Origin of the sequence: Roseovarius sp. MS2 (assembly GCF_051447875.1) — a bacterium.
In the GTDB taxonomy this organism is placed as follows: Bacteria; Pseudomonadota; Alphaproteobacteria; order Rhodobacterales; family Rhodobacteraceae; genus Roseovarius; species Roseovarius mucosus_A.
The window spans coordinates 3,533,133-3,558,099 of record NZ_JBKHVF010000001.1 but is presented as its reverse complement, the minus strand read 5'-3'; the positions used below and the strand labels follow the sequence as shown (position 1 = coordinate 3,558,099).

The 24,967-nt window shown below is 58.9% G+C and carries 26 protein-coding genes; 19 read left to right on the top strand and 7 right to left on the bottom strand.

Features of this window, described 5'->3' with window-relative positions:
- Nucleotide 1: 1 nt before the first annotated feature.
- The 10 genes from ACLGGT_RS17420 to nuoN are packed head-to-tail and all read left to right on the top strand — an operon-like array spanning nt 2 to nt 8,474.
- Entirely contained in the window at nt 2-385 is a 384-nt protein-coding gene (locus tag ACLGGT_RS17420; RefSeq protein WP_008280989.1) for a hypothetical protein, read from the top strand.
- Nucleotides 386-392: 7 nt separating this feature from the next.
- Nucleotides 393-1,430: an NADH-quinone oxidoreductase subunit NuoH gene (gene nuoH, locus ACLGGT_RS17415; protein WP_008280988.1), complete on the top strand. Its 1,038-nt coding sequence runs from the start codon at nt 393-395 to the stop codon at nt 1,428-1,430.
- A gap of 3 nt (nt 1,431-1,433) precedes the next feature.
- Entirely contained in the window at nt 1,434-1,928 is a 495-nt protein-coding gene (nuoI, locus tag ACLGGT_RS17410) for an NADH-quinone oxidoreductase subunit NuoI (RefSeq protein ID WP_008280987.1), read from the top strand.
- Nucleotides 1,925-2,338, top strand: a complete 414-nt coding sequence (locus tag ACLGGT_RS17405) for a carboxymuconolactone decarboxylase family protein (RefSeq protein ID WP_437197013.1) — start codon at nt 1,925-1,927, stop codon at nt 2,336-2,338. The genes nuoI and ACLGGT_RS17405 overlap by 4 nt, the downstream gene beginning before the upstream one ends.
- Nucleotides 2,335-2,943, top strand: coding sequence for an NADH-quinone oxidoreductase subunit J (locus ACLGGT_RS17400; protein ID WP_008280985.1), 609 nt, complete (start codon nt 2,335-2,337; stop codon nt 2,941-2,943). The genes ACLGGT_RS17405 and ACLGGT_RS17400 overlap by 4 nt, the downstream gene beginning before the upstream one ends.
- Complete coding sequence (locus ACLGGT_RS17395) at nt 2,943-3,077, top strand: hypothetical protein (RefSeq protein WP_008280984.1); 135 nt, start codon at nt 2,943-2,945, stop codon at nt 3,075-3,077. Before ACLGGT_RS17400 ends, ACLGGT_RS17395 begins: the two co-directional genes overlap by 1 nt.
- Before the next feature lie 4 nt (nt 3,078-3,081).
- A complete protein-coding gene (gene nuoK / locus ACLGGT_RS17390) occupies nt 3,082-3,387 on the top strand; it encodes an NADH-quinone oxidoreductase subunit NuoK (RefSeq protein WP_008280983.1) in 306 nt (101 codons plus the stop codon).
- A 4-nt stretch (nt 3,388-3,391) separates the two neighbouring features.
- The gene (gene nuoL / locus ACLGGT_RS17385; RefSeq protein WP_437197012.1) at nt 3,392-5,476 is read left to right on the top strand and encodes an NADH-quinone oxidoreductase subunit L; all 2,085 of its coding nucleotides are present in this window, start codon (nt 3,392-3,394) and stop codon (nt 5,474-5,476) included.
- A complete protein-coding gene (locus ACLGGT_RS17380) occupies nt 5,476-7,023 on the top strand; it encodes an NADH-quinone oxidoreductase subunit M (RefSeq protein WP_037297629.1) in 1,548 nt (515 codons plus the stop codon). Before nuoL ends, ACLGGT_RS17380 begins: the two co-directional genes overlap by 1 nt.
- A 17-nt stretch (nt 7,024-7,040) precedes the next feature.
- Nucleotides 7,041-8,474 carry an NADH-quinone oxidoreductase subunit NuoN gene (nuoN, locus tag ACLGGT_RS17375; protein ID WP_008280980.1) on the top strand — a complete coding sequence of 478 codons (1,434 nt, stop codon included), beginning with the start codon at nt 7,041-7,043 and terminating at the stop codon, nt 8,472-8,474.
- Nucleotides 8,475-8,530: 56 nt separating this feature from the next.
- Here nuoN and ACLGGT_RS17370 read toward each other — a convergent pair whose 3' ends face one another.
- Genes ACLGGT_RS17370 through ACLGGT_RS17360 form a run of 3 tightly spaced genes read right to left on the bottom strand, consistent with a single transcriptional unit; the run spans nt 8,531 to nt 11,129 of the window.
- The gene (locus ACLGGT_RS17370; RefSeq protein WP_437197010.1) at nt 8,531-9,043 is read right to left on the bottom strand and encodes a hypothetical protein; all 513 of its coding nucleotides are present in this window, start codon (nt 9,041-9,043) and stop codon (nt 8,531-8,533) included.
- Between the two features lie 2 nt (nt 9,044-9,045).
- Entirely contained in the window at nt 9,046-9,810 is a 765-nt protein-coding gene (locus ACLGGT_RS17365) for a DsbA family protein (protein ID WP_008280978.1), read from the bottom strand.
- Nucleotides 9,807-11,129, bottom strand: a complete 1,323-nt coding sequence (locus ACLGGT_RS17360; protein ID WP_008280977.1) for a M48 family metalloprotease — start codon at nt 11,127-11,129, stop codon at nt 9,807-9,809. Before ACLGGT_RS17360 ends, ACLGGT_RS17365 begins: the two co-directional genes overlap by 4 nt.
- Nucleotides 11,130-11,191: 62 nt before the next feature.
- On the opposite strand from ACLGGT_RS17360, the gene ACLGGT_RS17355 reads away from it, so the two are divergent.
- The 5 genes from ACLGGT_RS17355 (at nt 11,192) to fabZ (ending at nt 16,177) form a co-directional block, all read left to right on the top strand.
- Nucleotides 11,192-12,358: a pyridoxal phosphate-dependent aminotransferase gene (locus ACLGGT_RS17355; RefSeq protein ID WP_437197008.1), complete on the top strand. Its 1,167-nt coding sequence runs from the start codon at nt 11,192-11,194 to the stop codon at nt 12,356-12,358.
- Nucleotides 12,359-12,473: 115 nt separating this feature from the next.
- Nucleotides 12,474-12,599 (top strand): hypothetical protein, encoded by a 126-nt coding sequence (locus ACLGGT_RS17350; RefSeq protein WP_257788536.1) that lies wholly within the window; start codon nt 12,474-12,476, stop codon nt 12,597-12,599.
- 94 nt (nt 12,600-12,693) lie between these two features.
- Complete coding sequence (gene bamA / locus ACLGGT_RS17345) at nt 12,694-15,030, top strand: outer membrane protein assembly factor BamA (RefSeq protein ID WP_437197005.1); 2,337 nt, start codon at nt 12,694-12,696, stop codon at nt 15,028-15,030.
- A gap of 2 nt (nt 15,031-15,032) precedes the next feature.
- Nucleotides 15,033-15,638 (top strand): OmpH family outer membrane protein, encoded by a 606-nt coding sequence (locus ACLGGT_RS17340; RefSeq protein WP_437197004.1) that lies wholly within the window; start codon nt 15,033-15,035, stop codon nt 15,636-15,638.
- Between the two features lie 74 nt (nt 15,639-15,712).
- A complete protein-coding gene (gene fabZ, locus ACLGGT_RS17335; RefSeq protein WP_008280972.1) occupies nt 15,713-16,177 on the top strand; it encodes a 3-hydroxyacyl-ACP dehydratase FabZ in 465 nt (154 codons plus the stop codon).
- A 9-nt stretch (nt 16,178-16,186) separates the two neighbouring features.
- Here the strand turns inward: fabZ and ACLGGT_RS17330 are convergent, their stop codons facing one another.
- Nucleotides 16,187-16,660 (bottom strand): DUF2059 domain-containing protein, encoded by a 474-nt coding sequence (locus ACLGGT_RS17330; protein WP_437197003.1) that lies wholly within the window; start codon nt 16,658-16,660, stop codon nt 16,187-16,189.
- Nucleotides 16,661-16,818: 158 nt separating this feature from the next.
- Between ACLGGT_RS17330 and ACLGGT_RS17325 the strand changes: the two genes are divergently transcribed.
- Nucleotides 16,819-17,904 (top strand): ABC transporter ATP-binding protein, encoded by a 1,086-nt coding sequence (locus tag ACLGGT_RS17325; RefSeq protein ID WP_008280969.1) that lies wholly within the window; start codon nt 16,819-16,821, stop codon nt 17,902-17,904.
- A 10-nt stretch (nt 17,905-17,914) separates the two neighbouring features.
- On the opposite strand, the gene ACLGGT_RS17320 is transcribed toward ACLGGT_RS17325, so the two are convergent.
- On the bottom strand, nt 17,915-19,558 hold the full coding sequence (locus ACLGGT_RS17320; protein ID WP_437197002.1) for a CTP synthase: 1,644 nt from the start codon (nt 19,556-19,558) through the stop codon (nt 17,915-17,917).
- Nucleotides 19,559-19,727: 169 nt separating this feature from the next.
- Nucleotides 19,728-20,090: a preprotein translocase subunit SecG gene (gene secG / locus ACLGGT_RS17315; RefSeq protein ID WP_437197001.1), complete on the bottom strand. Its 363-nt coding sequence runs from the start codon at nt 20,088-20,090 to the stop codon at nt 19,728-19,730.
- A gap of 203 nt (nt 20,091-20,293) precedes the next feature.
- On the opposite strand from secG, the gene ACLGGT_RS17310 reads away from it, so the two are divergent.
- Together ACLGGT_RS17310 and ACLGGT_RS17305 are read left to right on the top strand one after the other, a co-directional pair.
- Nucleotides 20,294-21,589 carry an adenylosuccinate synthase gene (locus ACLGGT_RS17310; protein WP_008280966.1) on the top strand — a complete coding sequence of 432 codons (1,296 nt, stop codon included), beginning with the start codon at nt 20,294-20,296 and terminating at the stop codon, nt 21,587-21,589.
- Between the two features lie 9 nt (nt 21,590-21,598).
- Nucleotides 21,599-21,823 (top strand): DUF2842 domain-containing protein, encoded by a 225-nt coding sequence (locus tag ACLGGT_RS17305; RefSeq protein WP_008280965.1) that lies wholly within the window; start codon nt 21,599-21,601, stop codon nt 21,821-21,823.
- Between the two features lie 72 nt (nt 21,824-21,895).
- Here the strand turns inward: ACLGGT_RS17305 and ACLGGT_RS17300 are convergent, their stop codons facing one another.
- Nucleotides 21,896-24,304 carry a GcvT family protein gene (locus tag ACLGGT_RS17300; protein ID WP_437197000.1) on the bottom strand — a complete coding sequence of 803 codons (2,409 nt, stop codon included), beginning with the start codon at nt 24,302-24,304 and terminating at the stop codon, nt 21,896-21,898.
- 253 nt (nt 24,305-24,557) lie between these two features.
- On the opposite strand from ACLGGT_RS17300, the gene ACLGGT_RS17295 reads away from it, so the two are divergent.
- Nucleotides 24,558-24,926 carry a hypothetical protein gene (locus ACLGGT_RS17295; RefSeq protein WP_008280963.1) on the top strand — a complete coding sequence of 123 codons (369 nt, stop codon included), beginning with the start codon at nt 24,558-24,560 and terminating at the stop codon, nt 24,924-24,926.
- Nucleotides 24,927-24,967: the final 41 nt, after the last annotated feature.

The following is a 24,967-nucleotide window of genomic DNA, read 5'->3' as shown; positions in this document are numbered from 1 at the left end:
GATGGTCATGGCCCTCATATCGCCTGTGGCGCTTGGGCTGGCGGGCTGCGCAGAGAGTGCATCCCCTGTGCCCTTTGCGCCTGACTATCAGGGGATCGAGACGCGGCTCTTGGATGGGGATCTGGTGAATTTCCACGTGTCCATGCGTGGCGCGCGCGATCCACTGGACGTGGAACGCTATGCCGAATGCGCCGCTGCGCAATATGCGTTGATCCGGGGTTACGGCTTTGCGCGCCACCTGCGCACAAGCGTCTCGGAAGAGGCTGGCATCTGGCAGGGCGATGCGGTTTATACGATCTCGGCGGCGCTGCCCCGAGGACTACTGACAATCGACGCCGAAGTCGTCGCCGCCAATTGTGCGGAAAACGGAATACCGATGGTGTGAGGACCTGATGGCTGAATTCTTTACAACCCCGCTGGGAACCTTCGTGATCATCCTGGCACAATGCCTTGCGGTGGTGGGCTTTGTCATGGTCTCGCTCTTGTTCCTTGTCTATGGCGACCGCAAGATCTGGGCCGCCGTGCAGATGCGCCGGGGTCCGAACGTCGTGGGCACCTGGGGCCTGTTGCAGACGGTGGCGGATGCGCTGAAATACGTGGTAAAAGAGGTCGTGGTTCCGGCGGGGGCTGACAAGGCCGTGTTCATGCTGGCCCCGATGACGAGTTTCGTTCTGGCGGTGCTGGCTTGGGCCGTTATTCCGATGAACGAAGGCTGGGTGCTATCGGATATCAACGTGGCGGTGCTCTTTGTTTTCGCGGTGTCCTCGCTTGAGGTTTATGGCGTGATCATGGGGGGCTGGGCGTCAAACTCCAAATACCCATTCCTCGGCTCTTTGCGCTCTGCTGCGCAGATGATTTCCTATGAGGTGTCGCTGGGCTTGATCATCATTGGTGTGATCATTTCGACCGGATCGCTCAACTTCAGTGCCATCGTGGGTGCGCAGGATACGGCCTATGGGTTCTTTGGCTGGTATTGGCTGCCGCATTTGCCGATGGTGTTCCTGTTCTTTATCAGCGCATTGGCCGAGACCAACCGCCCGCCGTTCGACCTGCCTGAGGCGGAATCCGAGCTGGTCGCTGGCTATCAGGTGGAATATTCCTCGACGCCGTTCCTTTTGTTCATGGCGGGGGAATATATCGCGATTTTCCTGATGTGCGCATTGATGAGCCTGCTGTTTTTCGGCGGCTGGCTGTCGCCCATTCCGGGCCTGCCGGATGGCGTGCTGTGGATGATTGGCAAGATGGCGTTTTTCTTCTTCCTCTTCGCCATGGTCAAGGCGATCACGCCGCGCTACCGCTACGATCAGCTTATGCGGATCGGTTGGAAAGTGTTCCTGCCCATGTCCTTGGGCTGGGTGGTGATCGTGGCGTTTCTTGCGAAATTCGAAGTGCTGGGCGGCTTTTGGGCCCGCTGGGCGATTGGAGGCTGATCCATGACCAAGATAGATTACGGCCGTGCGGCGGGGTATTTCCTGCTCTCCGACTTCTTCAAAGGGTTCAAGCTGGGGCTGAAATACTTCTTCGCGCCCAAGGCCACGCTCAACTATCCGCATGAAAAGGGGCCTCTGTCGCCGCGCTTTCGCGGAGAGCATGCGTTGCGCCGTTATCCCAATGGGGAAGAGCGCTGTATCGCGTGCAAGCTGTGCGAGGCCATTTGCCCCGCACAGGCCATCACCATTGATGCAGAGCCGCGCGACGACGGCAGCCGCCGGACCACGCGCTATGACATCGACATGACGAAATGCATCTATTGCGGTTTCTGCCAAGAGGCCTGCCCTGTGGATGCTATCGTCGAAGGGCCGAATTTCGAGTTTGCTACCGAGACCCGCGAAGAGTTGTTCTATGACAAGGCGCGGCTATTGGCGAACGGCGACCGTTGGGAGGCCGAGATTGCCCGCAACCTAGAGATGGATGCACCCTACCGATGAGCGATCCCAGCAACCCCTTCGAGATGATGATGCGTCAGGCTCAGGAAATGGCCAAGGCGCTCAATCCGGCGCTTGAATCCTTTTCGCCCAAAGGGTTCGAAACGCTTTGGCCAACCATGCCCAAGGATTTCATGGAAATGAGCTTTGGCAAGGGGTTGAACAAGGAGGGGCTGGATGCCAAGACGCGCCTGCTCTTGACCCTTGCTGGGCTGACGATGCTGGGGGCGCAGAGTGACACGCAAATCCGCATGACCGTGCGCCATGCGCTGGAGGCCGGGGCAACCCGTGACGAGATTGCCGAGACCATTGCGCAGATGGCGATGTTCGCCGGCATCCCCTCGATGACGCGCGCCATGGATTTCGCCCGCGAGATCATGGACCAGGGCGATAAAGAAGGAAAAGACAAATGACGTTTGCGGCCATGGCCTTTTATCTCTTTGCGGTGTCGCTGCTGACCGGCGGGTTGATGACCGTGATCAGCCGCAACCCGGTGCATTCGGTGCTCTGGCTGATCCTGTCGTTCATCAGCGCTGCGGGGCTTTTCGTGCTTTTGGGGGCAGAGTTCGTGGCGATGCTGCTCATTATCGTCTACGTGGGCGCGGTCGCGGTGCTGTTCTTGTTCGTGGTGATGATGCTTGACGTCGATTTCGCCGAGTTGAAGGCGGAAATGGCGAAATACATGCCCTTGGCACTGCTGATCGGGGTGATCCTGCTCATGCAATTCGGGCTGGCGTTCGGCAATTGGGAAATGGCGGATGGGGCCGAGGCGGCGCGCCGCGCGGTGACACCCGAAGGGGTTGAGAACACCGCCGCTTTGGGCCTCTTGCTCTATGATACCTATTTCATTCTGTTCCAGCTTTCGGGTCTGATCCTGTTGGTGGCGATGATCGGGGCGATTGTGCTTACGCTGCGGCATCGCACGGATGTCAAACGGCAGGATGTGCTGGCGCAGATGTACCGTGATCCGGCCAAAGCCATGGAACTGCGGGATGTGAAACCGGGGCAGGGGCTGTAATGGCGGATCTGCTGCATCATGCGGTGTCAGCCCTCGGGCTGGCGGGGTTAGCCGCGATCTGGAGTGTAAAGATGGTGCTGGGATTTTTCATCCTGCGCATCATGAAAAGAAGAAGATTGAGGGTCAGAGGGTGAAACGATGATCGGACTTGAACATTATCTGACGGTGGCGGCAGCGCTGTTCGTCATCGGTATCTTTGGCCTTTTCCTGAACCGCAAGAATGTCATCATCCTGTTGATGTCTATCGAACTTATGCTGCTTTCGGTGAATATCAACCTTGTGGCGTTTTCGTCGCATCTGGGCGATATGGTGGGGCAGGTGTTCACGCTTTTCGTGTTGACCGTTGCCGCTGCAGAGGCCGCGATTGGCCTTGCGATCCTCGTTTGTTTCTTCCGCAATCGCGGCACGATTGCTGTCGAAGACGCCAATGTGATGAAAGGCTGAAGCCATGGAAACCATTCTCCTCTTCGCGCCTCTCGTGGGCGCGCTCCTTGCGGGTTTTGGCTGGCGCATCCTGGGTGACAAGGGCGCACAATGGCTGACGACGGGCCTGCTGTTTCTGTCCTGTATCCTGAGCTGGATCGTGTTTCTGGGGCATGACGGGGTCATGCATCAGGTGCATCTGCTTGATTGGGTGCAATCGGGCACGCTGGATACGGCTTGGGCCATTCGGATGGACCGGCTGACCGCGATCATGTTAATCGTGATCACCACCGTCTCGGCGCTCGTGCATCTGTATTCCATGGGCTACATGGCGCATGACGAGAATTTCCGCGAAAACGAGAGCTATCGGCCCCGTTTTTTTGCGTATCTGTCGTTCTTTACATTCGCGATGCTGATGCTGGTCACGTCGGACAACCTGCTTCAGATGTTCTTTGGCTGGGAGGGTGTGGGCGTTGCCTCTTACCTGCTCATCGGCTTTTACTTTCGCAAGCCGAGCGCCAATTCCGCGGCGATCAAGGCGTTTGTGGTCAACCGGGTAGGTGATTTCGGCTTTGCGCTTGGGATCATGGCGATCTACTTCCTGACGGACTCGATCAAGTTCGATGATATCTTTGCCGCAGCGCCCATGCTGGCAGAGACGCAATTGACGTTCCTGTGGACAGAGTGGAATGCGGCCAATCTGATTGCCGTTTTGCTGTTCATCGGCGCAATGGGAAAATCGGCGCAGCTGTTCCTGCACACCTGGTTGCCGGACGCGATGGAAGGCCCGACCCCGGTGTCGGCCCTTATTCACGCGGCGACAATGGTGACGGCGGGGGTGTTCCTTGTGTGCCGCATGTCGCCGCTGATGGAATACGCGCCGGAAGCGATGACCTTTGTCGTCTTCCTTGGGGCCACCACCGCGTTTTTCGCGGCAACCGTGGGTCTGGTGCAGAATGACATCAAGCGCGTGATTGCGTATTCGACCTGCTCTCAGCTTGGATATATGTTTGTGGCGGCTGGTCTGGGCGTCTATTCGGTGGCGATGTTCCACCTTTTCACGCATGCGTTCTTCAAGGCGATGCTGTTCCTTGGGGCGGGGTCCGTGATCCACGGGATGCATCACGAACAGGACATGCGCAACTATGGCGGTCTGCGCAAGAAGTTGCCCTATACGTTCTGGGCGATGATGATCGGCACGCTGGCCATTACCGGCGTGGGTATTCCCCTGACACATATCGGCTTCGCCGGGTTCCTCAGCAAGGATGCGGTGATCGAGAGCGCGTGGGCGGGCACGGACGGCGGCTATGCGTTCTGGATGCTGGTGATCGCGGCGCTGTTCACGTCATTCTATAGCTGGCGTCTGATGTTCCTGACGTTCTTTGGCGAGGCGCGGGGCGACAAGCACACACATGAGCACGCCCATGAAAGCCCGATGGTCATGCTGGTGCCCCTGGGGGTGCTGGCGCTTGGCGCGGTCTTTGCCGGGATGATCTGGTTCAACAGTTTCTTTGGCAGCCATGAGAGTGTGAACAAGTTCTTTGGCATCCCTGCGCATCATGCTGAGGCGTCTGAGGGGCATGGCACAGAGGGTGCTGCGGATCACGCGGAGGAAACGGCAGAGGCGCATGCCCCGGCCATAGGTCAGGGTGAGGCACCACAGGGGGCCATCTTCATGCATCCCGACAATACCGTGATGGATGACGCGCACCATGCCCCGAAATGGGTCAAGGTCAGCCCCTTTGTTGCGATGCTGACCGGGTTCCTGATGGCAGTTTGGTTCTATATCTGGGATCCGGCGATGCCACGCCGTGTCGCCGAGACAAATCGCCCGCTCTACCTCTTTCTGCTCAACAAGTGGTATTTCGACGAGATCTTTGATTTTCTCTTCGTGCGGCCCTCTAAGGCGCTTGGCCATTTGTTGTGGAAGCGCGGCGATGGCGATGTGATCGACGGGTCGATCAATGGCGTGGCAATGGGGATCATCCCATGGTTCACCCGCCTCGCCGGTCGGGCGCAATCCGGCTACATCTTTACCTATGCCTTTGCCATGGTGATCGGGATCGCGGTTCTGGTGACGTGGATGACGATCTTCGGGGGAGCCAACTGATGGACAACCTGCTTTCCATTGTGACCTTCATCCCGGCGGTCGCGGCGGCCATTCTTGCGGTGTTCCTGCGTGGTTCGGATGAGGCGGCACAGCGCAATGCCAAATGGGTGGCGTTGATTGCCACCACACTGACATTTGTCGTGTCGCTGTTTATCCTGTTTGATTTCGACGCCTCCAATACTGGTTTTCAGTTCGTTGAAGAGCGCGAGTGGCTTTTGGGCCTGAAATACAAGATGGGCGTGGATGGGATCAGTGTTCTGTTCGTGATGCTGACAACCTTCATGATGCCTCTGACTATCGCGGCGTCGTGGGGTGTGACTACGCGCGTCAAAGAATACATGATCGCCTTCTTGCTTTTGGAAACGCTCATGCTGGGCGTGTTCATGGCGCTGGATCTGGTGCTGTTTTACCTCTTCTTTGAGGCGGGGCTGATCCCGATGTTCCTGATCATCGGGATCTGGGGCGGCAAGGAACGGATTTACGCCTCGTTCAAGTTCTTCCTCTACACCTTCCTTGGCTCTGTGCTGATGTTGGTGGCGATGGTGGCGATGTTCTCGGATGCGGGCACCACGGATATCGCGGCCTTGCTCAAGCATGAATTCGAGAGCGAGACATTCTCGATCCTCGGGGTTCAGGTGATCGGCGGGATGCAGACGCTGATGTTCCTGGCGTTCTTTGCCAGCTTTGCGGTCAAGATGCCGATGTGGCCGGTGCATACCTGGTTGCCGGATGCCCACGTGCAGGCGCCGACCGCCGGGTCGGTTGTGCTGGCGGCCATCCTCTTGAAGATGGGCGGCTATGGGTTCTTGCGCTTTAGCCTACCGATGTTCCCGATCGGGTCGGAGGTTCTGACGCCACTGGTGCTGTGGATGAGTGCCATTGCCATTGTCTATACCTCGCTGGTGGCGCTGGCGCAGTCCGATATGAAAAAGCTGATCGCCTATTCGTCGGTGGCGCATATGGGCTATGTGACCATGGGGATTTTCGCGGCCAATCAGCAGGGCGTGGATGGGGCGATTTTCCAGATGCTGAGCCATGGCTTTATCTCGGGCGCGCTCTTTCTTTGCGTCGGCGTGATTTATGACCGGATGCACACGCGCGAGATTGACGCCTATGGCGGTCTGGTGAACCGGATGCCCGCGTATGCGCTGATCTTCATGTTCTTCACCATGGCGAATGTGGGCCTGCCGGGAACCTCTGGCTTTGTGGGTGAATTCTTGACGCTTGTGGGTGTGTTTCAGGTCAATACTTGGGTTGCGGCGGTGGCCACATCGGGTGTGATCTTGTCGGCGGCCTATGCGCTCTGGCTTTATCGCCGGGTGGTGATGGGCGACCTGATCAAGGAGAGCCTGCGCACGATCACCGATATGACCAAACGCGAGCGGGCAATTTTTGCGCCGCTGGTGGTGATGACGTTGTTGCTTGGGGTCTATCCCCGGCTTGTGACCGATATCACCGGCCCCTCGGTTGAGGCGCTGATTTCCAACGTTGAGACGGCACAGGCGATGGCGCAGACCACGACGCAACTTGCCGAAACCTCGCATTGAACCGGAGGCCCTGAGACATGCAGGCTGATCTAACCATAATCCTGCCCGAGATCGTGCTCTCGGTCTATGCGATCTTGGCGCTGTTGGGCGTGGCCTATACCGGGCAAGACCGCATGGCGGGCATGTTGGTCTGGGTGACGGCGGGGCTGTTTGCCTTGTTGGCGATCTGGATCGGTGCGTCGGGCGAGGGCACTCGTACGGCCTTTGGCGGAATGTTCAACGACGATGGCTTTGCGCGCTTTGCCAAGGTCACGATCCTGTTGTCGGCAGCGGCGGTGCTGGTGCTGGGGCAGGATTACATGCAGCGGCGCGGTATCCTGCGGTTTGAGTATCCGCTCTTGGTGGCGCTTGCTGTGGTTGGCATGATGGTCATGGTCAGCGCGGGCGATCTTATGGCGCTTTATATGGGCCTCGAATTGCAATCCCTGTCGCTTTATGTTGTGGCGTCGCTGCGTCGGGACAGCGCCAAATCAACCGAAGCGGGCCTTAAGTATTTCGTTTTGGGCGCGTTGTCGTCGGGCCTCTTGCTCTATGGCGCGTCGCTAACCTATGGCTATGCGGGCACGACGCTGTTTTCCGGGATCATTGCGGCGGCTGAAGGTCAGGCGCCCGTGGGCCTTTTGATCGGTCTGGTGTTCGTTATTTCGGGTCTTGCGTTCAAGATTTCGGCGGTTCCGTTCCATATGTGGACCCCGGATGTCTATGAGGGCGCGCCGACACCCATTACCGCATTCTTCGCCACCGCCCCCAAGATGGCGGCAATGGGGCTATTTGCCCGTGTGGTCCATGATGCGTTCGGCGGTGTGGTCGCGGATTGGCAGCAGGTGCTGGCGCTTCTGGCGCTGCTGTCGATGTTCCTTGGGGCCTTTGCGGCGATTGGCCAGACCGATATCAAGCGTCTGATGGCCTATTCGTCGATTGCGCATATGGGCTATGCGCTGATGGGGCTGGCGGCAGGCACGGTCTTTGGCGTGCAGGCGATGCTGATCTATATGGCGATCTATGTCACGATGAACGTCGGCACCTTTGCCTTTATCCTTTCGATGGAGCGGGATGGGCAACCGGTGACGGATATTCGCAGCCTTGCGATGTATTCGCGTGCAGAGCCGGGCCGGGCGCTTGCCATGCTGATCCTGTTGTTCAGCCTTGCCGGTGTGCCACCGCTCTTGGGCTTTTTCGGCAAGCTTTATGTGCTGCGCGCCGCCTATGAGGGCGGGTTGGCGTGGTTGGCGATTGCTGGTGTTATCGCCTCGGTGATTGGTGCCTTTTACTATCTGCGGATCGTGTTCTACATGTATTTTGGCGAAGAGGGTGCGGGGCTGCAAACCGGCCGTTCGGCGGTGCAATGGCTGTTCCTGATGGGATCAGCGGCGGTGATGCTGCTTGGTATCGTCAATATGTTCGGGATTGAGGCCATGGCACAGGCGGCGGCAGCGACGCTGGTCAACTAATCTGTATCTGCCTTGCAAGAGACAAAAGGCGCGCCCCGGTGGCGCGCCTTTCCTGTTTATGGGGTGAGGTATTTTTCTAGCACGATAGCGGGCATGGCCCCGCGCAGCAGCATATCCGGCAGGACATAAGAGGGAGCCATATCAAGACCGAGTTCGGTGGCAAGGGCCGTGTCGTTGGCCATATCGAACGTATTGATACGCAGGCCAAGCCGGTCTGAAAGCGCTCGCAACTCGGCCTCGGCGCTGGCGCAATCGGCGCAATCCGCCTGCGTAAAGAACGCAAGTGCGGCGGTGGCACCCTTGGGGCCGAAACCGGGCAGGTCAGGTGCAAAGAGGCGCGGCGCAGCGCGTTTGAGAAGGTTCAGATCGCGCGCGGACTCGTCGCCATAAAGATCGGCGGCCGTCAGCGGAATGGGCTCTCGTAAAGGGGCAAGCAGCGAGGGTGTTTCGATCAAGACATCACGGATCTCTGCGCCCAAGAAGGGGCGTGACTGATCCGGAAGGTCTTGCGCCCATGCAGGTCCAGCGGCCCCAAGAACAAGGGCCGTCCAAAGGGAACGTCGCAGCATGGCTATTGCGCGCGAATCTCGTCGGCAATGCGCTGCATGGCGTCCTGTGGCAGATACCCACGCAGCATCTGATCCCCCATCACGAAAGAGGGCGTGCCGCTGATCTGCATCCGCTGGCCAAGGGCGTGATTGGCGGCGATCACTTGGGTCACCGCGTCACTGTTCATTTCGGCGATGATCGCCGGAGCATCAAGACCGAGTGAATCGGCCAGACGGGTAAAGCCCGTTTCGCTCATGCTGCCCGAATATGCCATCAGGGCGTCATGCACAGATGCATAGGCCTCATCGCCTGCGACCTGACGCGTGGCAATGGCAAAGCGCGAGGCCATAACCGATTCTTCACCCAGGATCGGGAATTCCTTGATGATAAAGCGGATGTTGCCATCGGCGGCCAACAGACCCTTCACGTCTTCATGGGCGCGGCGGCAATAGCTGCAGCGATAGTCCATGAATTCCACAAGGGTCAGATCGCCGTCCAGATTGCCGCCGACCCAAGAGTTGGGATCATTGAACAGCGCCTCGGCATTGACCTTGACCAGATCGCTATCGGCCTCGGCCTGACCTTTGGCCTCGCGCTGTTCCAGCACGGCAACTGCTTCCATGATCACTTCGGGGTTTGCCAGCAGGTATTCGCGAATTTCAGCGCGCAAAAGCGTGCGGTCTGCGTCGCTCAGGCTCTCAAGGTCGAGAGCTGCGGCAGGCTGTGCGAAGGCAAAGCAGAGGCCAAGGCTGGCGGCGGATAGGATCATACGTGGCATCAGGATCATTTTCTCCGTTTTTCTTCGGCTTCTGCAGCGAACAGTACATCCTGTGCTCTTTGCCATGCGGCGGAACCACGGGGCAAGAGGTTGGAGGCGCGTTCGGCGTGTATCTTAGCATCTTTGAGCCGCCCCGCGATGGCATATCGTTCAGCGGTCAGCACTGAGGCCATGCCATTGTTGCCCAGCTTGGCGTTGGCCTGCGCCAGATCACGCAGGATGCGGATATCACGGCCATCGCGGCTTCGTGCGGTTTCGAGAAATTGCACGGCTTTTTGCGTCTGATTGTCGGCCAAGAGGGCGCGCCCATAAGAGCCAAGGATAAGCGCATTGTTGGGGGCAAGGTTGGCCGCGCGGGCATAGGCGGCAACGGCGGGCTTGATCTGGCGGCTTTCCATGAGGATCTGACCGCGCAATTCGTGCAAATAGGGATCGTTGGGCCGCAGAGCCACAGCCCCGTCAATCGCGGCCAGCGCGCGGCGCAAATCTGCCTGCCGGTGATAGGCGATGGCCTGGCGCATCAGCTTTATGTCAGGATAGCCAAATTCCCCGGCGCGGGTCAGGGTCCATTTGGGAGAGCGTTGAAATGCGGAAAGTTTGCTTTTGGCCCGGGCGAACCAATAGGTTGCCTCGGGATCGGGGGCGACGGTGCGGCCCTGTGCTTCGGCCAATTGGGTGATCCGGCGGAACCGGTCGCGCGACAAGGGGTGGGTGCGGGCATAGGCATCCTGTCGGTTCACCGAGAGCGCCTCTTGGCCGTTAAAAAGCTCCATCACCTGGACCGCCCCGCGCAGGTCAATTCCTGCGGCCATGAGAAAGCGCATGCCGCTGGCGTCAGCGGCATTTTCTTCGGCGCGGGTGTGGGAAAAGAAGCTGCGTAGTGCCGCACCTTGAAGCCCGGCAGCGGCCCCTACCGCAAACTCTCCACTGCCCGCCGCGGCCCCAGCGACCGCCGCAAGGGCCGTTCCGAGCGCTGCTGCTGTGCGGGCGTTGCGGGCATTGATCGGGCGGCGCATCAGGTGGCCATTGGCGATATGCGCGGCCTCATGCGCGATCACAGATTGCAGCATGGCCGGTGTATCCATCCGAAGGATCAAGCCGGAATGGATAAAGATGCTGTCGGCATCAATGACAAACGCATTCATGCTCGAATCGTCAATCACGAGGATATCCACCCGCGCCGGGCTAAGCCCCGCCGCCTGAAGCACTGGCGCGGCCAGCGCGCGCAAAGCCTGTTCGATGTCTGGGTCGCGCAAGAGCGTGACGGCACGCGCCGGCAGCGCCAGCGACAGGAGAAGCGAGAGAAGGGCAAGACGGAGAAGCAGCATTGACCTTGGCGGCCTTTTCCAGTGAGACGGGTCACATGTGGGGTCAGTCTAGGAGAAAACCAATGCGGAACTCAACCCGGAGCCAAATTGATCCCTTCATCGTGATGGATGTGATGGAGGCCGCCCGCCGCGCCGAAGCTGCGGGACGTGACATTATCCACATGGAAGTAGGGCAACCCGGCACATCCGCGCCAGAGGGTGCGCGCGCGGCGTTGGCCCGAACCATGGCGACAGAGCCCATGGGCTATACCGTGGCGCTTGGCCTGCCAGCGCTTCGGGCACGGATCGCGCAGCTTTATGGCGATTGGTATAATCTCGATTTGAACCCAGAACGTGTGGTGATTACGCCCGGTTCGTCCGGGGCCTTCATTCTGGCCTTTACAGCGCTTTTTGACGCGGGTGACCGTGTGGGGATCGGCGCGCCGGGCTATCCCAGCTATCGCCAGATCCTGCGCGCGCTTGATCTTGTGCCGGTGGATATCGAGACGGCGGCGGAAAACCGCCTGCAGCCGGTGCCGGACGATTTGCAGGGACAGGATTTGCAGGGGCTCTTGGTTGCCAGCCCGGCGAATCCTTCGGGTACGATGCTGGACCGCGCGGCGCTTGGCGGGTTGATTGCGGCGGCAGAGGGGCAGGGCGCGGCATTTATAAGTGACGAGATTTATCACGGCATCGAGTATGAGCGTCGTGCGGTCTCAGCGCTGGAAATCACTGACGATTGTTATGTGATCAATTCTTTCTCAAAGTATTTTTCGATGACGGGCTGGCGGATTGGCTGGATGGTGGTGCCCGAAGATCATGTGCGCGTCATCGAACGGCTGGCGCAGAACCTCTTTATCTGTCCGCCCCATGTCAGTCAGGTGGCGGCCCTTGCGGCGATGGACTGTTCCGAGGAGTTGGAGGCCAATATGGCCGTTTACCGGCGCAACCGGGCGCTAATGCTGGAGGGGCTGCCCAAGGCAGGGTTTGACCGTATCGCGCCGCCCGATGGAGCGTTTTACGTCTATGCCGATGTCAGCCATCTGACCCAAGACAGCCGTGCCTTTGCTGCCGAAATTCTGGAACACGCAGGGGTTGCGGTCACGCCGGGGCTTGATTTTGATCCCTTGCGCGGGGCGGGAACGCTGCGGTTTTCCTATGCCCGTGCCACGGCGGATATCGAGGAAGGTTTGACGCGGCTTCGACAGTTCATGGTCAGCCGGGGCATGGCAAGCGCGCAAGATATCTAAGGGCGGACCTTGTAAGGGCCGCTTGTCAGAAATTTGCCACATTCTGGGCATGTTGTTGCCGAACGGCTGTGTCACTTTCGTGCCGAATCTGAAACTTTCGATACCGGGGCATGACATGCAACAGATCAGAAATGGCTATCGCGGGGCACGCGTGCTTTTGCATGTGAACGCGGATTTCCTGCTCTATGTGGCGACCCTTGGGGCGGCACTCTTGGCGGCGGCCTATATCGGCACCCTATGAGCTGTGAGGTTGCGTGGCCCGCACTCGCATTTTGACAAGGCCAGACAGACGGGTTACTGACATCCTCAATGGGATGTCTGACTGGGTTTGAGCAATGAATAATCGCGACGTGGATCGGCCAAAGGGCCGCAACCTTTTTCTTGCGGCGCGGATAGGCGCAGGTGGCATCTTCGCGCTCTTCTTTGTTGTTTTTCTGCTTGGAACGGGCCAGCGGGCCGAAGCGCAATCCTATCGCTTTTCTTCTGTGGCGATTGAAGGAAACCAACGGATCGAAACCGGAACGATTCTGTCCTATGCGGGCATTGCGCGCAACGAGACGGTCTCGGCGGGGCAGTTGAACGACGCGTACCAAAAAATCCTTGGATCGGGTCTTTTTGAAGATGTGGAGCTGGTGCCGCAGGGCAGCAATCTTTTGATCCGCGTGGTCGAGTTTCCGACGATCAACCAGATCGCGTTTGAGGGTAACGACAAGATCAAGGATGAAGACCTTGCCGGGTTCATCCAGAGCAAATCGCGTCAGGTGTTCAGCCCGACACAGGCCGAGCGGGACGCTGGCGTTATCTCTGAGGCCTATAGCCAGAATGGCCGCATCGCTGCGCGGGTGACACCCAAAGTGATCCGCCGGAGCGACAATCGCGTCGATCTGGTGTTTGAAATCTTTGAAGGGCGCAAGATCGAGGTTCAGCGCATCGGTTTTGTTGGCAACAAGGCCTTTTCCGACACGCGCCTTCGTCGTGTGGTTGAAAGCAAGCAGACAGGCCTTCTGCGCGCCCTGATCGAACGGGACACATTCGTCGAGGACCGCGTCAATTTTGATCGGCAGGTTCTGAGCGATTTCTACAATTCGCGCGGGTTTGTCGATTTTCGCGTCACCGGCACCAATGCCGAGCTTGCGCGCGAGCGGGATGCCTATTTCGTTACCTTCAACATTCAAGAAGGCCAACAGTTCCGGTTTGGGGAAATCACCACCGTTAGCGAAATTAACGGTGTCGAGGCCGAAATCTATGGTGACACACTCAAGATCAAACCCGGAGTGGTCTATTCACCGACGCTGGTCGAAAGCTCCATCGCCCGGATGGAGCGTTTGGCGCTCAAGAATGGTGTCGATTTCATGCGCGTCGAGCCACGGATCACGCGCAACGACCGGGATTTGACGCTGGATGTTGAATTTGTGATCCAACGCGGTCCGCGCGTATTTGTCGAGCGGATCGACATTGAAGGCAACACCACCACGCTTGACCGCGTGATCCGGCGCCAATTCGATCAGGCCGAGGGTGATCCCTTTAACCCGCGCTCGATCCAACAGGCTGCGGACCGTATCCGGGCTTTGGGCTATTTCGAGGACGTCGACGTGAACGCCCGCGAGGGATCACGCCCCGATCAGGTTGTGATCGAAACAGATGTCGAGGAAACCACAACCGGCACCGTTTCGGTCGGGGCGAGTTTCTCGACAAACTCGGGTCTTGGCGTTTCGCTTGGCTTTTCCGAGCGCAATTTCATCGGGCGCGGTCAGCAACTGACGGCTCAGATTCTCGCGACGGCTGACAACATTAACTACAACTTGGGGTTTGTTGAACCGGCCTTTCTTGGACGGGACGTGGCGCTTGGTCTCGATTTCTCTTTCCGGGAAACCGAAAGCGACAACAGTCTTTTTGATACGGCAATCGGGACGTTCCGGCCCAGTCTGACGTTTCCGACTGGCGAGAACACACGCCTGAATGTCTATTACAATACCAGCTACGAGGATATGACCGACTATCAGGGCACGTCCGGCATTCTTCAGAACGAGATCGCGCAAGGCGGGCTATGGACCAGTTCCGTGGGCTATAATTTCAGCTTTGACACGCGGGCCGGTGGACTAAACCCGAATGCCGGTGTGCTTTTGTCCTTTGGCCAGGAATTCGCTGGACTTGGTGGGGATAACGATTTCATCAAAACCACGGCGCGGCTTGTGGGACAGACCACGGTCTTGAACGAGGATGTGACGCTTCGCGCAATCCTTGAAGGGGGCGCGCTCAACTTCTCTGGAAGCAGGGATAGCCGGTTCCTCAATCGTTTTGGGTCTCAGGTCATTCGCGGGTTTGAGCCGAACGGCATGGGGCCGATCGAAGGCAACGAGCTTTTGGGCGGTGATTTTTTCGCAGCCCTCAAGTTTGAAGCAGAGTTCCCACTTGGTCTGCCGGATGAATATGGCATCACGGGCGGTGCCTTTTACGATATCGGCTCGATCTGGGGTATTGGAAACCGGGGATCGGTTGCGCCGGGCAATACACTGTCGTCGACAGGGTTCAAGGCGCGCCACGTGATTGGTGTTTCCTTGTTCTGGTCGTCGCCATTTGGTCCGATCCGGATGAATTTTTCCAAGGCCCTCGAAAAGGAACCGGGCGATATCGAGCAGACCTTTGATCTGACCGTTCGCACGGAATTCTGATCATGCGTGCGGCGCTTGCCCGGTTGGGCCTGTGCCTAGGGGTCACTCTTGGCGCCGCCTTTCCTCTCTATGCGCAACAGATCGGCGTGATCCAGAGCGATGTTTTGGTGATCGACCCCGAGCGCATGCTGCTCGAGTCCGAATATGGCAAGCGTTTGCAACAAGACATTCAGGCCGAGCGGGACCGGCTGATCGCGTATAATGAGACGATCGCGCAGGAGCTGGAAGCGGAAGAGCAGAGGCTGACCGCGTTGCGCGCGACCACGGCACCCAATGCGTTCCGGGACATGGCCGATGCATTTGACCAAAGGGTCGAAGAGCTGCGTCTTGAGAGCGAGCGGCGCTCTCGGGAATTGGAACGGCGGCGCGAATTGATCCCGATTCAGTTCATGCGTGTCGTGCAGCCGGTGCTGTCGGACCTGCTTAACGAGGCCAATGCAATGGTGATGATTGATGCGCGCGCGGTGTTGTTGCACAGCGGCGCAGCAGATGTCACGGACTTGGCAGTGCTGCGGATCAATGCACAGATCGGTGTTGGGCCGCTGGCGCCAGATGCGGCGGTGCCCAGCGATCAGACGCCAAGCCAATCCGCCCCAACGAACGATTAGGTAACGCAAGTCATCTTGCCCATAGTCCTGCGGATTGCTACGCACGCGGGGCACGGCACGTGAAAGGACAACCCATGACCGAGTCCCTCAAATCCGCAGATATTCATCTGATTCAGCGGATCATCCCGCATCGTTATCCGTTTTTGCTGGTGGATAAGGTGGTCGACATTGACGGTTATCAATCGGCGCGTGGGATCAAGAACGTGACCATGAACGAGCCGCATTTCCAAGGGCATTTTCCCGGCAAGCCGATCATGCCCGGCGTCACCATCATCGAGGCCATGGCGCAGACGGCTGCCGTAATGGTGGGCACCGCGCTTGAGATGCAGGATCGCAATATGCTGGTCTATTTCATGGCCATCGACAGCGCCAAGTTTCGACGCATGGTGGTGCCGGGCGATGTGCTTGAAATGAAGCTGCACACGACGCGGGGCAAGCCGGGGGGCAAGGTCTGGAAATTCTCGGGGATTGCAGAGGTTGAGGGTGAACTCGCCGCAGAGGCCGAGTTCACCGCTATGATGGACCTGCCCAAAGCCTGAAGCGCAGAGTTATTGAGGCGTGGTGATCGCTTCGATCTTGGGCATGATATCTGGCATTGCGTCTTGAAGCGTGGCTGAAATCATCGGCTGCTGAATTTGTGCCAATTGCGGCATCTTGCGCATGACTGCGCCGCCGTGCTCCGAGGTGTAGAAATCACGCAGGGCGGTCAACTCCTCTAATGTCATGAGGTCGGCCATGACCTCATCTTGCTTGCGCATCACATCGGTCAGGGGCTGTGTCAGGTGATCGAGAAAAAGTTTGTCGATCTCGGCAAGCTGCTCTTCTGACAGTTGCTGACCGTTGGCCGCCATTTGCTGGATCATAGGCTGCCAGAGGCGGCGAATAAATTCCTCGATGTCCGCGTCGGTCACGGTGGCGTCGATATAGTCCTTGGCAATAGCGACACGGGTGGCGCGCTCATCCTGTGCATGCGCAGGTATGGTAAGGCAAAGCGCAACCAAAGCGCCGGTCAAAATCCGCATGGGGAGCAACTCCTGAGGGTGAAAGATCGTTGTAACCAAACAGCTCTGTGCCGGGCTGTCAACGGACGGCCGCCATATGGCTTGCACAGGTGGCGAGGGGTTGATATTTCCAGCGGACAAAACCCGATAGAATTGATCGGATAGACCAAGAGGCCCCGGTGCAGACCCCAATTCCCCGGCTGGAAATCAAGAACCTGATGCGCCGCTACGACGGTCGGCATGTGGTCAATAACGTCTCCTTGCGGGTGATGCCGGGGCATGTGACCTGCCTGCTGGGGCCGTCTGGGTGTGGCAAATCGACGACGCTGCGGATGATCGCAGGGGTCGAGATGCAGGATTCGGGCGAGATTTGGGTGGATGGCTCGCTGGTCTGTGACACGGTCTATCGCGTGCCCCCCGAGCGGCGTCATATCGGTCTGATGTTTCAGGATTTCGCGCTGTTCCCCCATCTGAGCGTGGCGCGGAATGTCGGCTTTGGCCTGAGCGGGGATAAGGCCGCCAAGCAACGTCGCATCGAGGAATTGCTCGATCGGGTTGGGCTTTCGCGATATCTTAACGCCTATCCCCATGAACTTTCCGGGGGCGAGCAGCAGCGCGTCGCCCTTGCGCGGGCGTTGGCACCCCGCCCCGGTATCATGCTGATGGACGAGCCTTTTTCCGGTCTTGATAACCGCCTGCGCGACGGTATCCGCGACGAGACGCTGGAAATTCTGCGCGAGCAGGATACGGCGGTGCTATTGGTGACGCATGAGCCCGAAGAGGCGATGCGCATGGCTGATGAGATTGCGCTGATGCGCGACGGGCGGATCGTGCAGCAGGGCGCGCCCTATAACGTCTACAATGCCCCTGTGGATCGCAGCGCCATGGCGTTTTTCTCAGAGGTCAATGTGATCCGGGGGCGGGTGCGCGGCTCGCTGGTTGATACCCCGTTTGGTCAGTTCCTCTCTCCCGGGGCCTATGAGGGCAGCGAAGTCGAGATTGTGATCCGGCCACAGCACATCAAGATCGACTTTGACCGGCACGGGCGCGGCCCCAATCCAACCCCACAGGATGGCACGCCCGCGCGCGGTGTGGTCGAGCGCGCGCGCTTCATGGGGTCCGAGAGCCTGGTCGAGTTTCGTATGGATCACGACGGGTCACTACTCAAGGCCACCGTGCCTAACGTGTTCCTGCCCAGACCGGGCAAGGCGCTCTGGTTGATGATCCGGCGCGACCGCTGTTTCCTCTTCCCCGTTAAGGGCTGAGGCGCGCGTCTTAGACCAGACGCGAGGTTGCAAGCGCCGCGCGCACGAAATCCGCAAAGAGCGGATGCGGTGCGAAAGGCTTGGATTTCAGTTCGGGGTGATATTGCACGCCGATGAACCACGGGTGATCCGACCATTCCACAATCTCGGGCAGGCGGCCATCGGGCGACATCCCCGAAAACGTCAGGCCGCAGCCCTCGAGCTTCTCGCGATACTTGGTGTCCACCTCATAGCGGTGGCGGTGACGCTCATCAATCGCGGTGGTGCCATAGATCGCCGCAACCCGCGTGCCGTCCTTGAGCACGGCATCATAGGCCCCAAGACGCATGGTGCCGCCCTTGTCATCGCTGACCTTGCGCTGAACCTTCTCGTTGCCCTGCACCCATTCCTTGAGGTGGTAGACCACCGGTTCGAACCGGCGCTTGCCAGCCTCATGATCGAATTCTTCTGATCCGGCGTCCTTCATGCCGGCCACATTGCGCGCGGCCTCAATCACCGCCATCTGCATGCCAAGGCAAATGCCAAGGTAGGGGATCTTGCGGGTGCGGGCGAATTCTGCTGCCTTGATCTTGCCCTCGGTGCCGCGTTCGCCAAAGCCGCCGGGCACGAGGATGGCGTGAAAGCCCTCAAGATGTGCGGCGGGATCTTCACGCTCGAAAATCTCGGCGTCGACCCATTCGACATTGACCTTGACCCGGTTGGCCATGCCGCCGTGAATGAGCGCCTCCTTGATCGACTTGTAGGCATCCTCAAGCTGCACATACTTGCCGACAATGGCGATATTGACCACGCCGTCGGTATTCTGGATGCGGTCCACCACATCCAGCCACACTGTGAGGTCCGGCTTGGGCGCCGGGCTGATCTGAAACACATCGAGCACGGCCTGATCCAGACCTTCGCGATGATAGGCCAGCGGGGCCTCGTAGATCGACTTGAGGTCATAGGCCGCAATGACGTGCTCTTTGCGGACATTGCAAAAGAGCGCGATCTTTTCGCGTTCCTTGTCCGGGATCGGCTGTTCCGAGCGACAGACAAGGATATCAGGCGCGATGCCGATGCTCTGCAATTCCTTGACGCTGTGTTGCGTCGGTTTGGTCTTTAGCTCGCCACTGGCAGCAAGATAGGGCAGGAGGGTTAGATGCATGAAAATGCACTGTCCGCGCGGGCGGTCATGGCTGAACTGGCGGATCGCCTCGAAGAAGGGCAACCCCTCGATATCGCCGACAGTACCGCCAATCTCGCAGAGCATGAAATCGACCTCATCCTCACCAATGCTCAGGAAGTCTTTGATTTCATTGGTGACATGCGGCACCACCTGAATGGTTTTGCCGAGGTAATCGCCGCGACGTTCCTTTTCCAGGACATTGGAATAGATGCGCCCGGAACTGACCGAGTCAGAAATCCGTGCTGGCACGCCGGTGAACCGTTCATAATGGCCAAGATCAAGATCGGTTTCGGCACCATCATCGGTCACGAAGACTTCGCCATGCTCAAAAGGCGACATCGTGCCAGGATCGACATTGAGATAGGGATCAAGTTTGCGGAGCCGTACCGAGAATCCGCGCGCTTGCAACAGCGCCCCAAGTGCGGCCGAAGCAAGCCCTTTGCCGAGCGAAGACACAACGCCGCCGGTGATGAAAATATATCGTGCCATGCGCTGAGGCCCCCGTGATCTCGTGTTTTTTATGGTCGGTCAAAAAACCCAGAGATGGCCCAAAAGACCACCCTGCCACGGGATTTAACCTCTACAGGATTCGCGAGGATTACGCAAGCCAACCGCTAGATGATGTTGCGTAATCCCGTCGTGCCCTCAAAGAATTGTGTCAGTCCGCTGTCGGTGTCAAAGGTGCCGTATCGCCTGCAGGCGGTGGCATCAATGCGTCAACATCGGGAAGCGCAGGCGTGGTCGTCTCTGCTGAGGGCGGCTGATCGGTCAGACGGTCCAGAACCGAGACCCCAGCGGCATTTTGCGCCGCGATGATGGTCAGCGTGATCGAGGTCACGATGAATGCCGCCGCGAGAATCCATGTCATCTTGCCCAAGGCTGTGGCCGCCGCGCGGCCTGTCATGGCCCCGCCACCACCGCCACCCATGCCAAGCCCGCCGCCCTCGGAGCGTTGCAGCAGCACCACGCCGATAAGGGCGAGCGCGAGAAGAAGATGGACGGTCAGAACGACATTTTCCATGGATCAGGGGGCCTGTGCTTATGTCTCGATCTGCCGCTATCTATGCAATTCCGCGCCCGCCCGCAACCCGGCAATCGGCTCTGGCGTGCCAAATCGGGGAATGTACCGGCGTCTCGGGGGGCTGTGGTGAATTAGATGTTTCACCCGGCGCATCCCCCCGTTATACCGGCGCGCGGTTTGGACCAAATGCCGAGGGGTAAATCATGGCAAATGTCGTCGTCGTCGGGGCCCAGTGGGGGGACGAGGGAAAAGGCAAGATCGTCGATTGGCTGAGTGAACGCGCCGATGTGATCGCGCGCTTTCAGGGTGGCCATAATGCGGGCCATACTCTTGTGATCGACGGCAAGGTCTACAAGCTCAACGCGCTGCCCTCTGGCGTGGTGCGGGGTGGCAAGCTGAGCGTCATCGGCAACGGTGTGGTGCTGGACCCTTGGCATCTGGTCAAAGAGATCGCCTCGATCCGCGAGCAGGGCGTGACGATCACACCCGAGACGCTGATGATTGCCGAAAACACCCCGCTCATTCTGCCGATTCACGGTGAATTGGACCGCGCCCGCGAAGAAGCGGCCAGCAAAGGCACCAAGATCGGCACCACAGGGCGCGGCATCGGGCCTGCCTATGAGGACAAGGTGGGGCGTCGTTCGGTCCGGGTGGCGGATCTGGCGGATGAGGCCACTTTGATCGCGCGCGTGGACCGCGCGCTTCAGCATCACGATCCGTTGCGGCGCGGTCTTGGCATCGCCCCGGTTGATCGTGAGGCCCTGATTGCTCAGCTGAAAGACATCGCGGCGCAGATCCTGCCCTATGCCGCTCCGGTGTGGAAGGTGCTGAATGAACAGCGCCGCGCGGGCAAGCGGATTCTGTTTGAAGGCGCGCAGGGCGCCCTTCTGGATATTGATTTTGGCACCTACCCGTTTGTGACCTCTTCCAATGTGATCGCCGGTCAGGCGGCCACCGGCGTGGGCCTTGGGCCGGGGGCGATTGACTATGTGTTGGGCATCGTCAAGGCCTATACCACGCGCGTGGGCGAAGGGCCGTTTCCGACCGAATTGCACGATGCGGATGGTCAACGCCTTGGCGAGCGCGGGCATGAGTTTGGTACGGTGACGGGGCGCAAGCGGCGCTGCGGCTGGTTTGATGCTTGTCTCGTGCGGCAAACCTGCGTGACCTCTGGCGTCACTGGCATCGCACTCACGAAACTTGATGTGCTTGATGGGTTCGAGACGCTGAAAATCTGCGTGGGCTATGATCTGGACGGCACGCGGTTGGATTATCTGCCGACCGCTGCCGATCAACAGGCGCGGTGCACGCCGATCTATGAAGAGCTGCCGGGTTGGTCGCAATCGACCGAGGGCGCGCGCAGTTGGGCCGATCTGCCCGCCGAGGCCATCAAATATGTGCGCCGCGTCGAAGAGTTGATCGACTGTCCCGTCGCCCTACTATCTACCTCACCCGAGCGCGAGGATACGATCCTCGTGACAGACCCTTTCGCAGATTGAGGAGGACCGATGCCGCTCAGTTACAAGGCCCGGAAACGCTGGTCATTGGTGGTGTTGCTGGTGGGCTTGCCTGCCTATGTGGTGGCGGCAGTGACCCTTGTGAACTGGATGGATCGGCCCTCGATCTGGGTGGAATTGCTGATTTACGTGGGGTTGGGATTCCTTTGGATCGTGCCGCTCAAGCGCGTGTTCCTTGGGGTGGGGCAACCTGACCCGGACGCGTCAAAAGATTAACTTAGCCGTTCATATCCCTGAAAATACGTAAAAAACCGGCGCTTGCCCCTGAGCATGCGCCGGTTTTCCATTTCAGCCGCGCATCCGCGCCCCGTCCACGTCAAAGAGTGCTTCGGTGAGCATCTTTGCCGCCCGCTTGTGGCCCAAGATTTCGATCTCGGCCTCCAGCCCCGCCTCGGCCAGATCTGCGGGAATGAGGGCGAGCGCGATGGATTTGCCCGCATGGTGCGAATAGCCGCCCGAGGTACAAAAGCCACGCACCTCGCCGTCGATCCAGACCGGTTCGTATCCGTTGACATCGGCGTCCAGCGCTTCGACCTCAAACGCCACCAGTTTACGCGCCGCACCTGTCGCACGCTCCGCCTCGGCCGCCGCGCGACCAAAGAAATCGGTGTTCTTGGTAAAGCTGATGAACCGGTCCATCCCGGTCTCGCCGGGCGTGTAGTCTGGCGAGAATTCGTTGAGCCAAGAGCCAAAGAACCGATCCAGCCGCAGTGACATCATCGCCCGCATCCCAAAGGGCCGCATCCCGTGCTTTTGCCCCGTCGACCAAAGCACATCCCAGAGCGCGCGTTGTGCCATCGGATCACAGAAAATCTCATAACCCAGATCACCGGTATAGCTGACACGCTGCACAAGGCAGTCAACCATCCCCACGGTGGCGCGGCGCACATCCATAAAGCGCATCTCGCCCAGCGGGTCACGGGTGCAGGCCATGAGCACCTCGCGCGCTTTTGGTCCTGCGATTTGGAACCCGTTAAGCCGGTCGGAAATATTCTCAACACGCACGCCTGTCGCCTCGTTCTGCGCGAACCAGCGCATATGGACAGCTTGCGCGCCATAAGAGGCGGTGAGTTGAAAGGTCGTGTCATTGAGACAAGAGACCGTGAAATCGCCCCAGAGCCGCCCCTTGGGCGAGAGCATCGGCGTGAGCGAGAGCCGCCCCGGCTTGGGAATGCGCCCGGCCATGATCCGGTCGAGCCAATCGCGGGCATTTGGCCCAGTGACAAGGTATTTGCCGAAATTATGCACCTCATTGATGCCCACGGCCTCGCGGACGGCTTTGACCTCGCGCGCGGTTGCATCCCATGCGTTGGAGCGGCGGAACGAGGGCGTCTCGCAGCGCGGTTCGTCGGCTTTGGCAAAGTAGTTGACCACCTCCAAACCATATTGTGCGCCCCAGACTGCGCCCATACCGTCGAAGACCTCGTACATCGGTGTTTGGCGGAAAGGGCGGGCGGCGGGCAGTTCTTCGTTTGGGTAGCTGACGCTGAACCGTTTCTGATAGTTTTCAATCACTTTCGGGCGGGTGTAGCCCGGTGTGATCCAGTCACCAAAGCGCGCCACATCCATCGCCGTAACGTCGCGTTCGCATTCGCCGTGGATCATCCATTGCGCCAGCATGAGGCCGACGCCACCGCCCTGAGAAAAGCCCGCCATCACGCCGCAGGCCGACCAATAGCCGCGCAGTCCGGGAATGGGGCCGACCAGCGGGTTGCCATCGGGGGCAAAGGTAAAGGGGCCATGAATGACCGATTTGACGCCCGCTTCTTCCAGAACGGGAAAACGACGATAGGCGAATTCGATGCTGGCTTCGATCTTGTCGAGGTTGTCGGGCAAGAGCTCGTGGCCAAAATCCCACGGCGTGGCGTCAACCGCCCATGGCCTGCAAGGCTGTTCATAAAAGCCGATACACAGCCCGCGACCCTCTTGGCGCAGATAGCTTTCGCCGGCGGGGTCCATGACATGCGGATGTTCGGTTTCGCGGTTGTAGATATCGGGAATTTCGTCGGTGACGATGTATTGATGTTCCATCGGATGCAGCGGTAGGTAGACGCCCGCCATTGCCCCCACCTCGCGCGCCCAGAGGCCGCCCGCGTTGACCACATGCTCGGTGTGGATGGTGCCCTTGTCGGTTACAACGTCCCAAGTGCCATCGGCGCGCTGTTTGGTTTCACGCACCATGCAATGCGTCTCGATGCTGGCCCCGCCCATGCGCGCAGCCTTTGCATAGGCATGGGTGGTGCCAGACGGGTCAAGATGCCCGTCCAGCGGATCGTAGAGACCGCCGATGATCCCCTCGATATTGGTCACCGGCGCGATCTTGGCGATTTCTTCGGGTGTTACGATATGGGTGTCGAGGCCCATGTAGCGGTGTTTGGCCCGCTCGGCCAAAAGCATGTCAAAGCGGTCCCGGTTGTCGGCAAGCGTCACACCGCCAACATGATGCAGCCCGCAGGACATGCCGGTGATCTCTTCAAGCTCCTTGTAAAGGCGGATGGTATAGCCCTGAAGGGCCGCCATATTGGTATCGCCATTGAGCGTGTGAAACCCGCCCGCAGCGTGCCAGGTAGAGCCGGAGGTTAATTCCGAACGCTCCAACAGCATGACATCTGACCAGCCCAGCTTGGTCAGGTGATAGAGCACGGAACAGCCGACGACACCGCCGCCAATCACGACCACACGGGTGCTGGTCTTCATTTTATAACTCCCTGAGATTTTGCCAGAGCCTGCCAGTGGCGCTGGAAAGATCATGTCTGTTAGCGACAGATTATGCCGTATTTGCCTAGGGCTTTGCGCGGTATGGCACAGAATCCACCAGAGATTGCTTTAACAAATCTTGTCAAAATACAATCATAGGGAGAATCATTGAAAAGATTATCCCTTTAAAGTATTAGTTAATTGCTCGCGTTATTGTGCGGGTAACATCAATTTAACCTAGGAGGCCTTTGAAATGGCACAAGATTTTTATGAATTTGATCAAAGCGCAGTTGATGCCGCCCTTGACGTCGCCCGCCGCAGGCATGAGGGCCATACCGCAGCCAAGAATCTGACCGCACAGTCCGCTCTTCCGGCGGGTGGCGGGCATGTTGCGGTCGCGGCTCAGTGCATCTCTGTCAGCGTGTCAAACCATCAAGTCTGTATCAACCTTCCACTCGGGCTTGGCAAACATTGCCTGCCTCTGCCCGTATCCATCCCCGATGGCACTGCTGCCGAAGCGTGTTTGGACATTTGCACCAAGTTCGGCATCCCGACCGGCGTCAAAGTGTCGGTCAAGGTTGCCGGAAGCACGGTGATCAGCGAGACCTTTGGCATTTGCTGAGGTAACGCAGCTCTGACTCTTCTGACCGATTTATTTGGTGT

Bases quoted from the DNA above. Each gene is read 5' to 3' on its own strand.
- ACLGGT_RS17420 (WP_008280989.1), top strand. From the start codon at position 2: ATGGTCATGGCCCTCATATCGCCTGTGGCGCTTGGGCTGGCGGGCTGC.
- nuoH (WP_008280988.1), top strand. From the start codon at position 393: ATGGCTGAATTCTTTACAACCCCGCTGGGAACCTTCGTGATCATCCTG.
- nuoI (WP_008280987.1), top strand. From the start codon at position 1,434: ATGACCAAGATAGATTACGGCCGTGCGGCGGGGTATTTCCTGCTCTCC.
- ACLGGT_RS17405 (WP_437197013.1), top strand. From the start codon at position 1,925: ATGAGCGATCCCAGCAACCCCTTCGAGATGATGATGCGTCAGGCTCAG.
- ACLGGT_RS17400 (WP_008280985.1), top strand. From the start codon at position 2,335: ATGACGTTTGCGGCCATGGCCTTTTATCTCTTTGCGGTGTCGCTGCTG.
- ACLGGT_RS17395 (WP_008280984.1), top strand. From the start codon at position 2,943: ATGGCGGATCTGCTGCATCATGCGGTGTCAGCCCTCGGGCTGGCGGGG.
- nuoK (WP_008280983.1), top strand. From the start codon at position 3,082: ATGATCGGACTTGAACATTATCTGACGGTGGCGGCAGCGCTGTTCGTC.
- nuoL (WP_437197012.1), top strand. From the start codon at position 3,392: ATGGAAACCATTCTCCTCTTCGCGCCTCTCGTGGGCGCGCTCCTTGCG.
- ACLGGT_RS17380 (WP_037297629.1), top strand. From the start codon at position 5,476: ATGGACAACCTGCTTTCCATTGTGACCTTCATCCCGGCGGTCGCGGCG.
- nuoN (WP_008280980.1), top strand. From the start codon at position 7,041: ATGCAGGCTGATCTAACCATAATCCTGCCCGAGATCGTGCTCTCGGTC.
- ACLGGT_RS17370 (WP_437197010.1), bottom strand. From the start codon at position 9,043: ATGCTGCGACGTTCCCTTTGGACGGCCCTTGTTCTTGGGGCCGCTGGA.
- ACLGGT_RS17365 (WP_008280978.1), bottom strand. From the start codon at position 9,810: ATGATCCTGATGCCACGTATGATCCTATCCGCCGCCAGCCTTGGCCTC.
- ACLGGT_RS17360 (WP_008280977.1), bottom strand. From the start codon at position 11,129: ATGCTGCTTCTCCGTCTTGCCCTTCTCTCGCTTCTCCTGTCGCTGGCG.
- ACLGGT_RS17355 (WP_437197008.1), top strand. From the start codon at position 11,192: ATGCGGAACTCAACCCGGAGCCAAATTGATCCCTTCATCGTGATGGAT.
- ACLGGT_RS17350 (WP_257788536.1), top strand. From the start codon at position 12,474: ATGCAACAGATCAGAAATGGCTATCGCGGGGCACGCGTGCTTTTGCAT.
- bamA (WP_437197005.1), top strand. From the start codon at position 12,694: ATGAATAATCGCGACGTGGATCGGCCAAAGGGCCGCAACCTTTTTCTT.
- ACLGGT_RS17340 (WP_437197004.1), top strand. From the start codon at position 15,033: ATGCGTGCGGCGCTTGCCCGGTTGGGCCTGTGCCTAGGGGTCACTCTT.
- fabZ (WP_008280972.1), top strand. From the start codon at position 15,713: ATGACCGAGTCCCTCAAATCCGCAGATATTCATCTGATTCAGCGGATC.
- ACLGGT_RS17330 (WP_437197003.1), bottom strand. From the start codon at position 16,660: ATGCGGATTTTGACCGGCGCTTTGGTTGCGCTTTGCCTTACCATACCT.
- ACLGGT_RS17320 (WP_437197002.1), bottom strand. From the start codon at position 19,558: ATGGCACGATATATTTTCATCACCGGCGGCGTTGTGTCTTCGCTCGGC.
- secG (WP_437197001.1), bottom strand. From the start codon at position 20,090: ATGGAAAATGTCGTTCTGACCGTCCATCTTCTTCTCGCGCTCGCCCTT.
- ACLGGT_RS17310 (WP_008280966.1), top strand. From the start codon at position 20,294: ATGGCAAATGTCGTCGTCGTCGGGGCCCAGTGGGGGGACGAGGGAAAA.
- ACLGGT_RS17305 (WP_008280965.1), top strand. From the start codon at position 21,599: ATGCCGCTCAGTTACAAGGCCCGGAAACGCTGGTCATTGGTGGTGTTG.
- ACLGGT_RS17300 (WP_437197000.1), bottom strand. From the start codon at position 24,304: ATGAAGACCAGCACCCGTGTGGTCGTGATTGGCGGCGGTGTCGTCGGC.
- ACLGGT_RS17295 (WP_008280963.1), top strand. From the start codon at position 24,558: ATGGCACAAGATTTTTATGAATTTGATCAAAGCGCAGTTGATGCCGCC.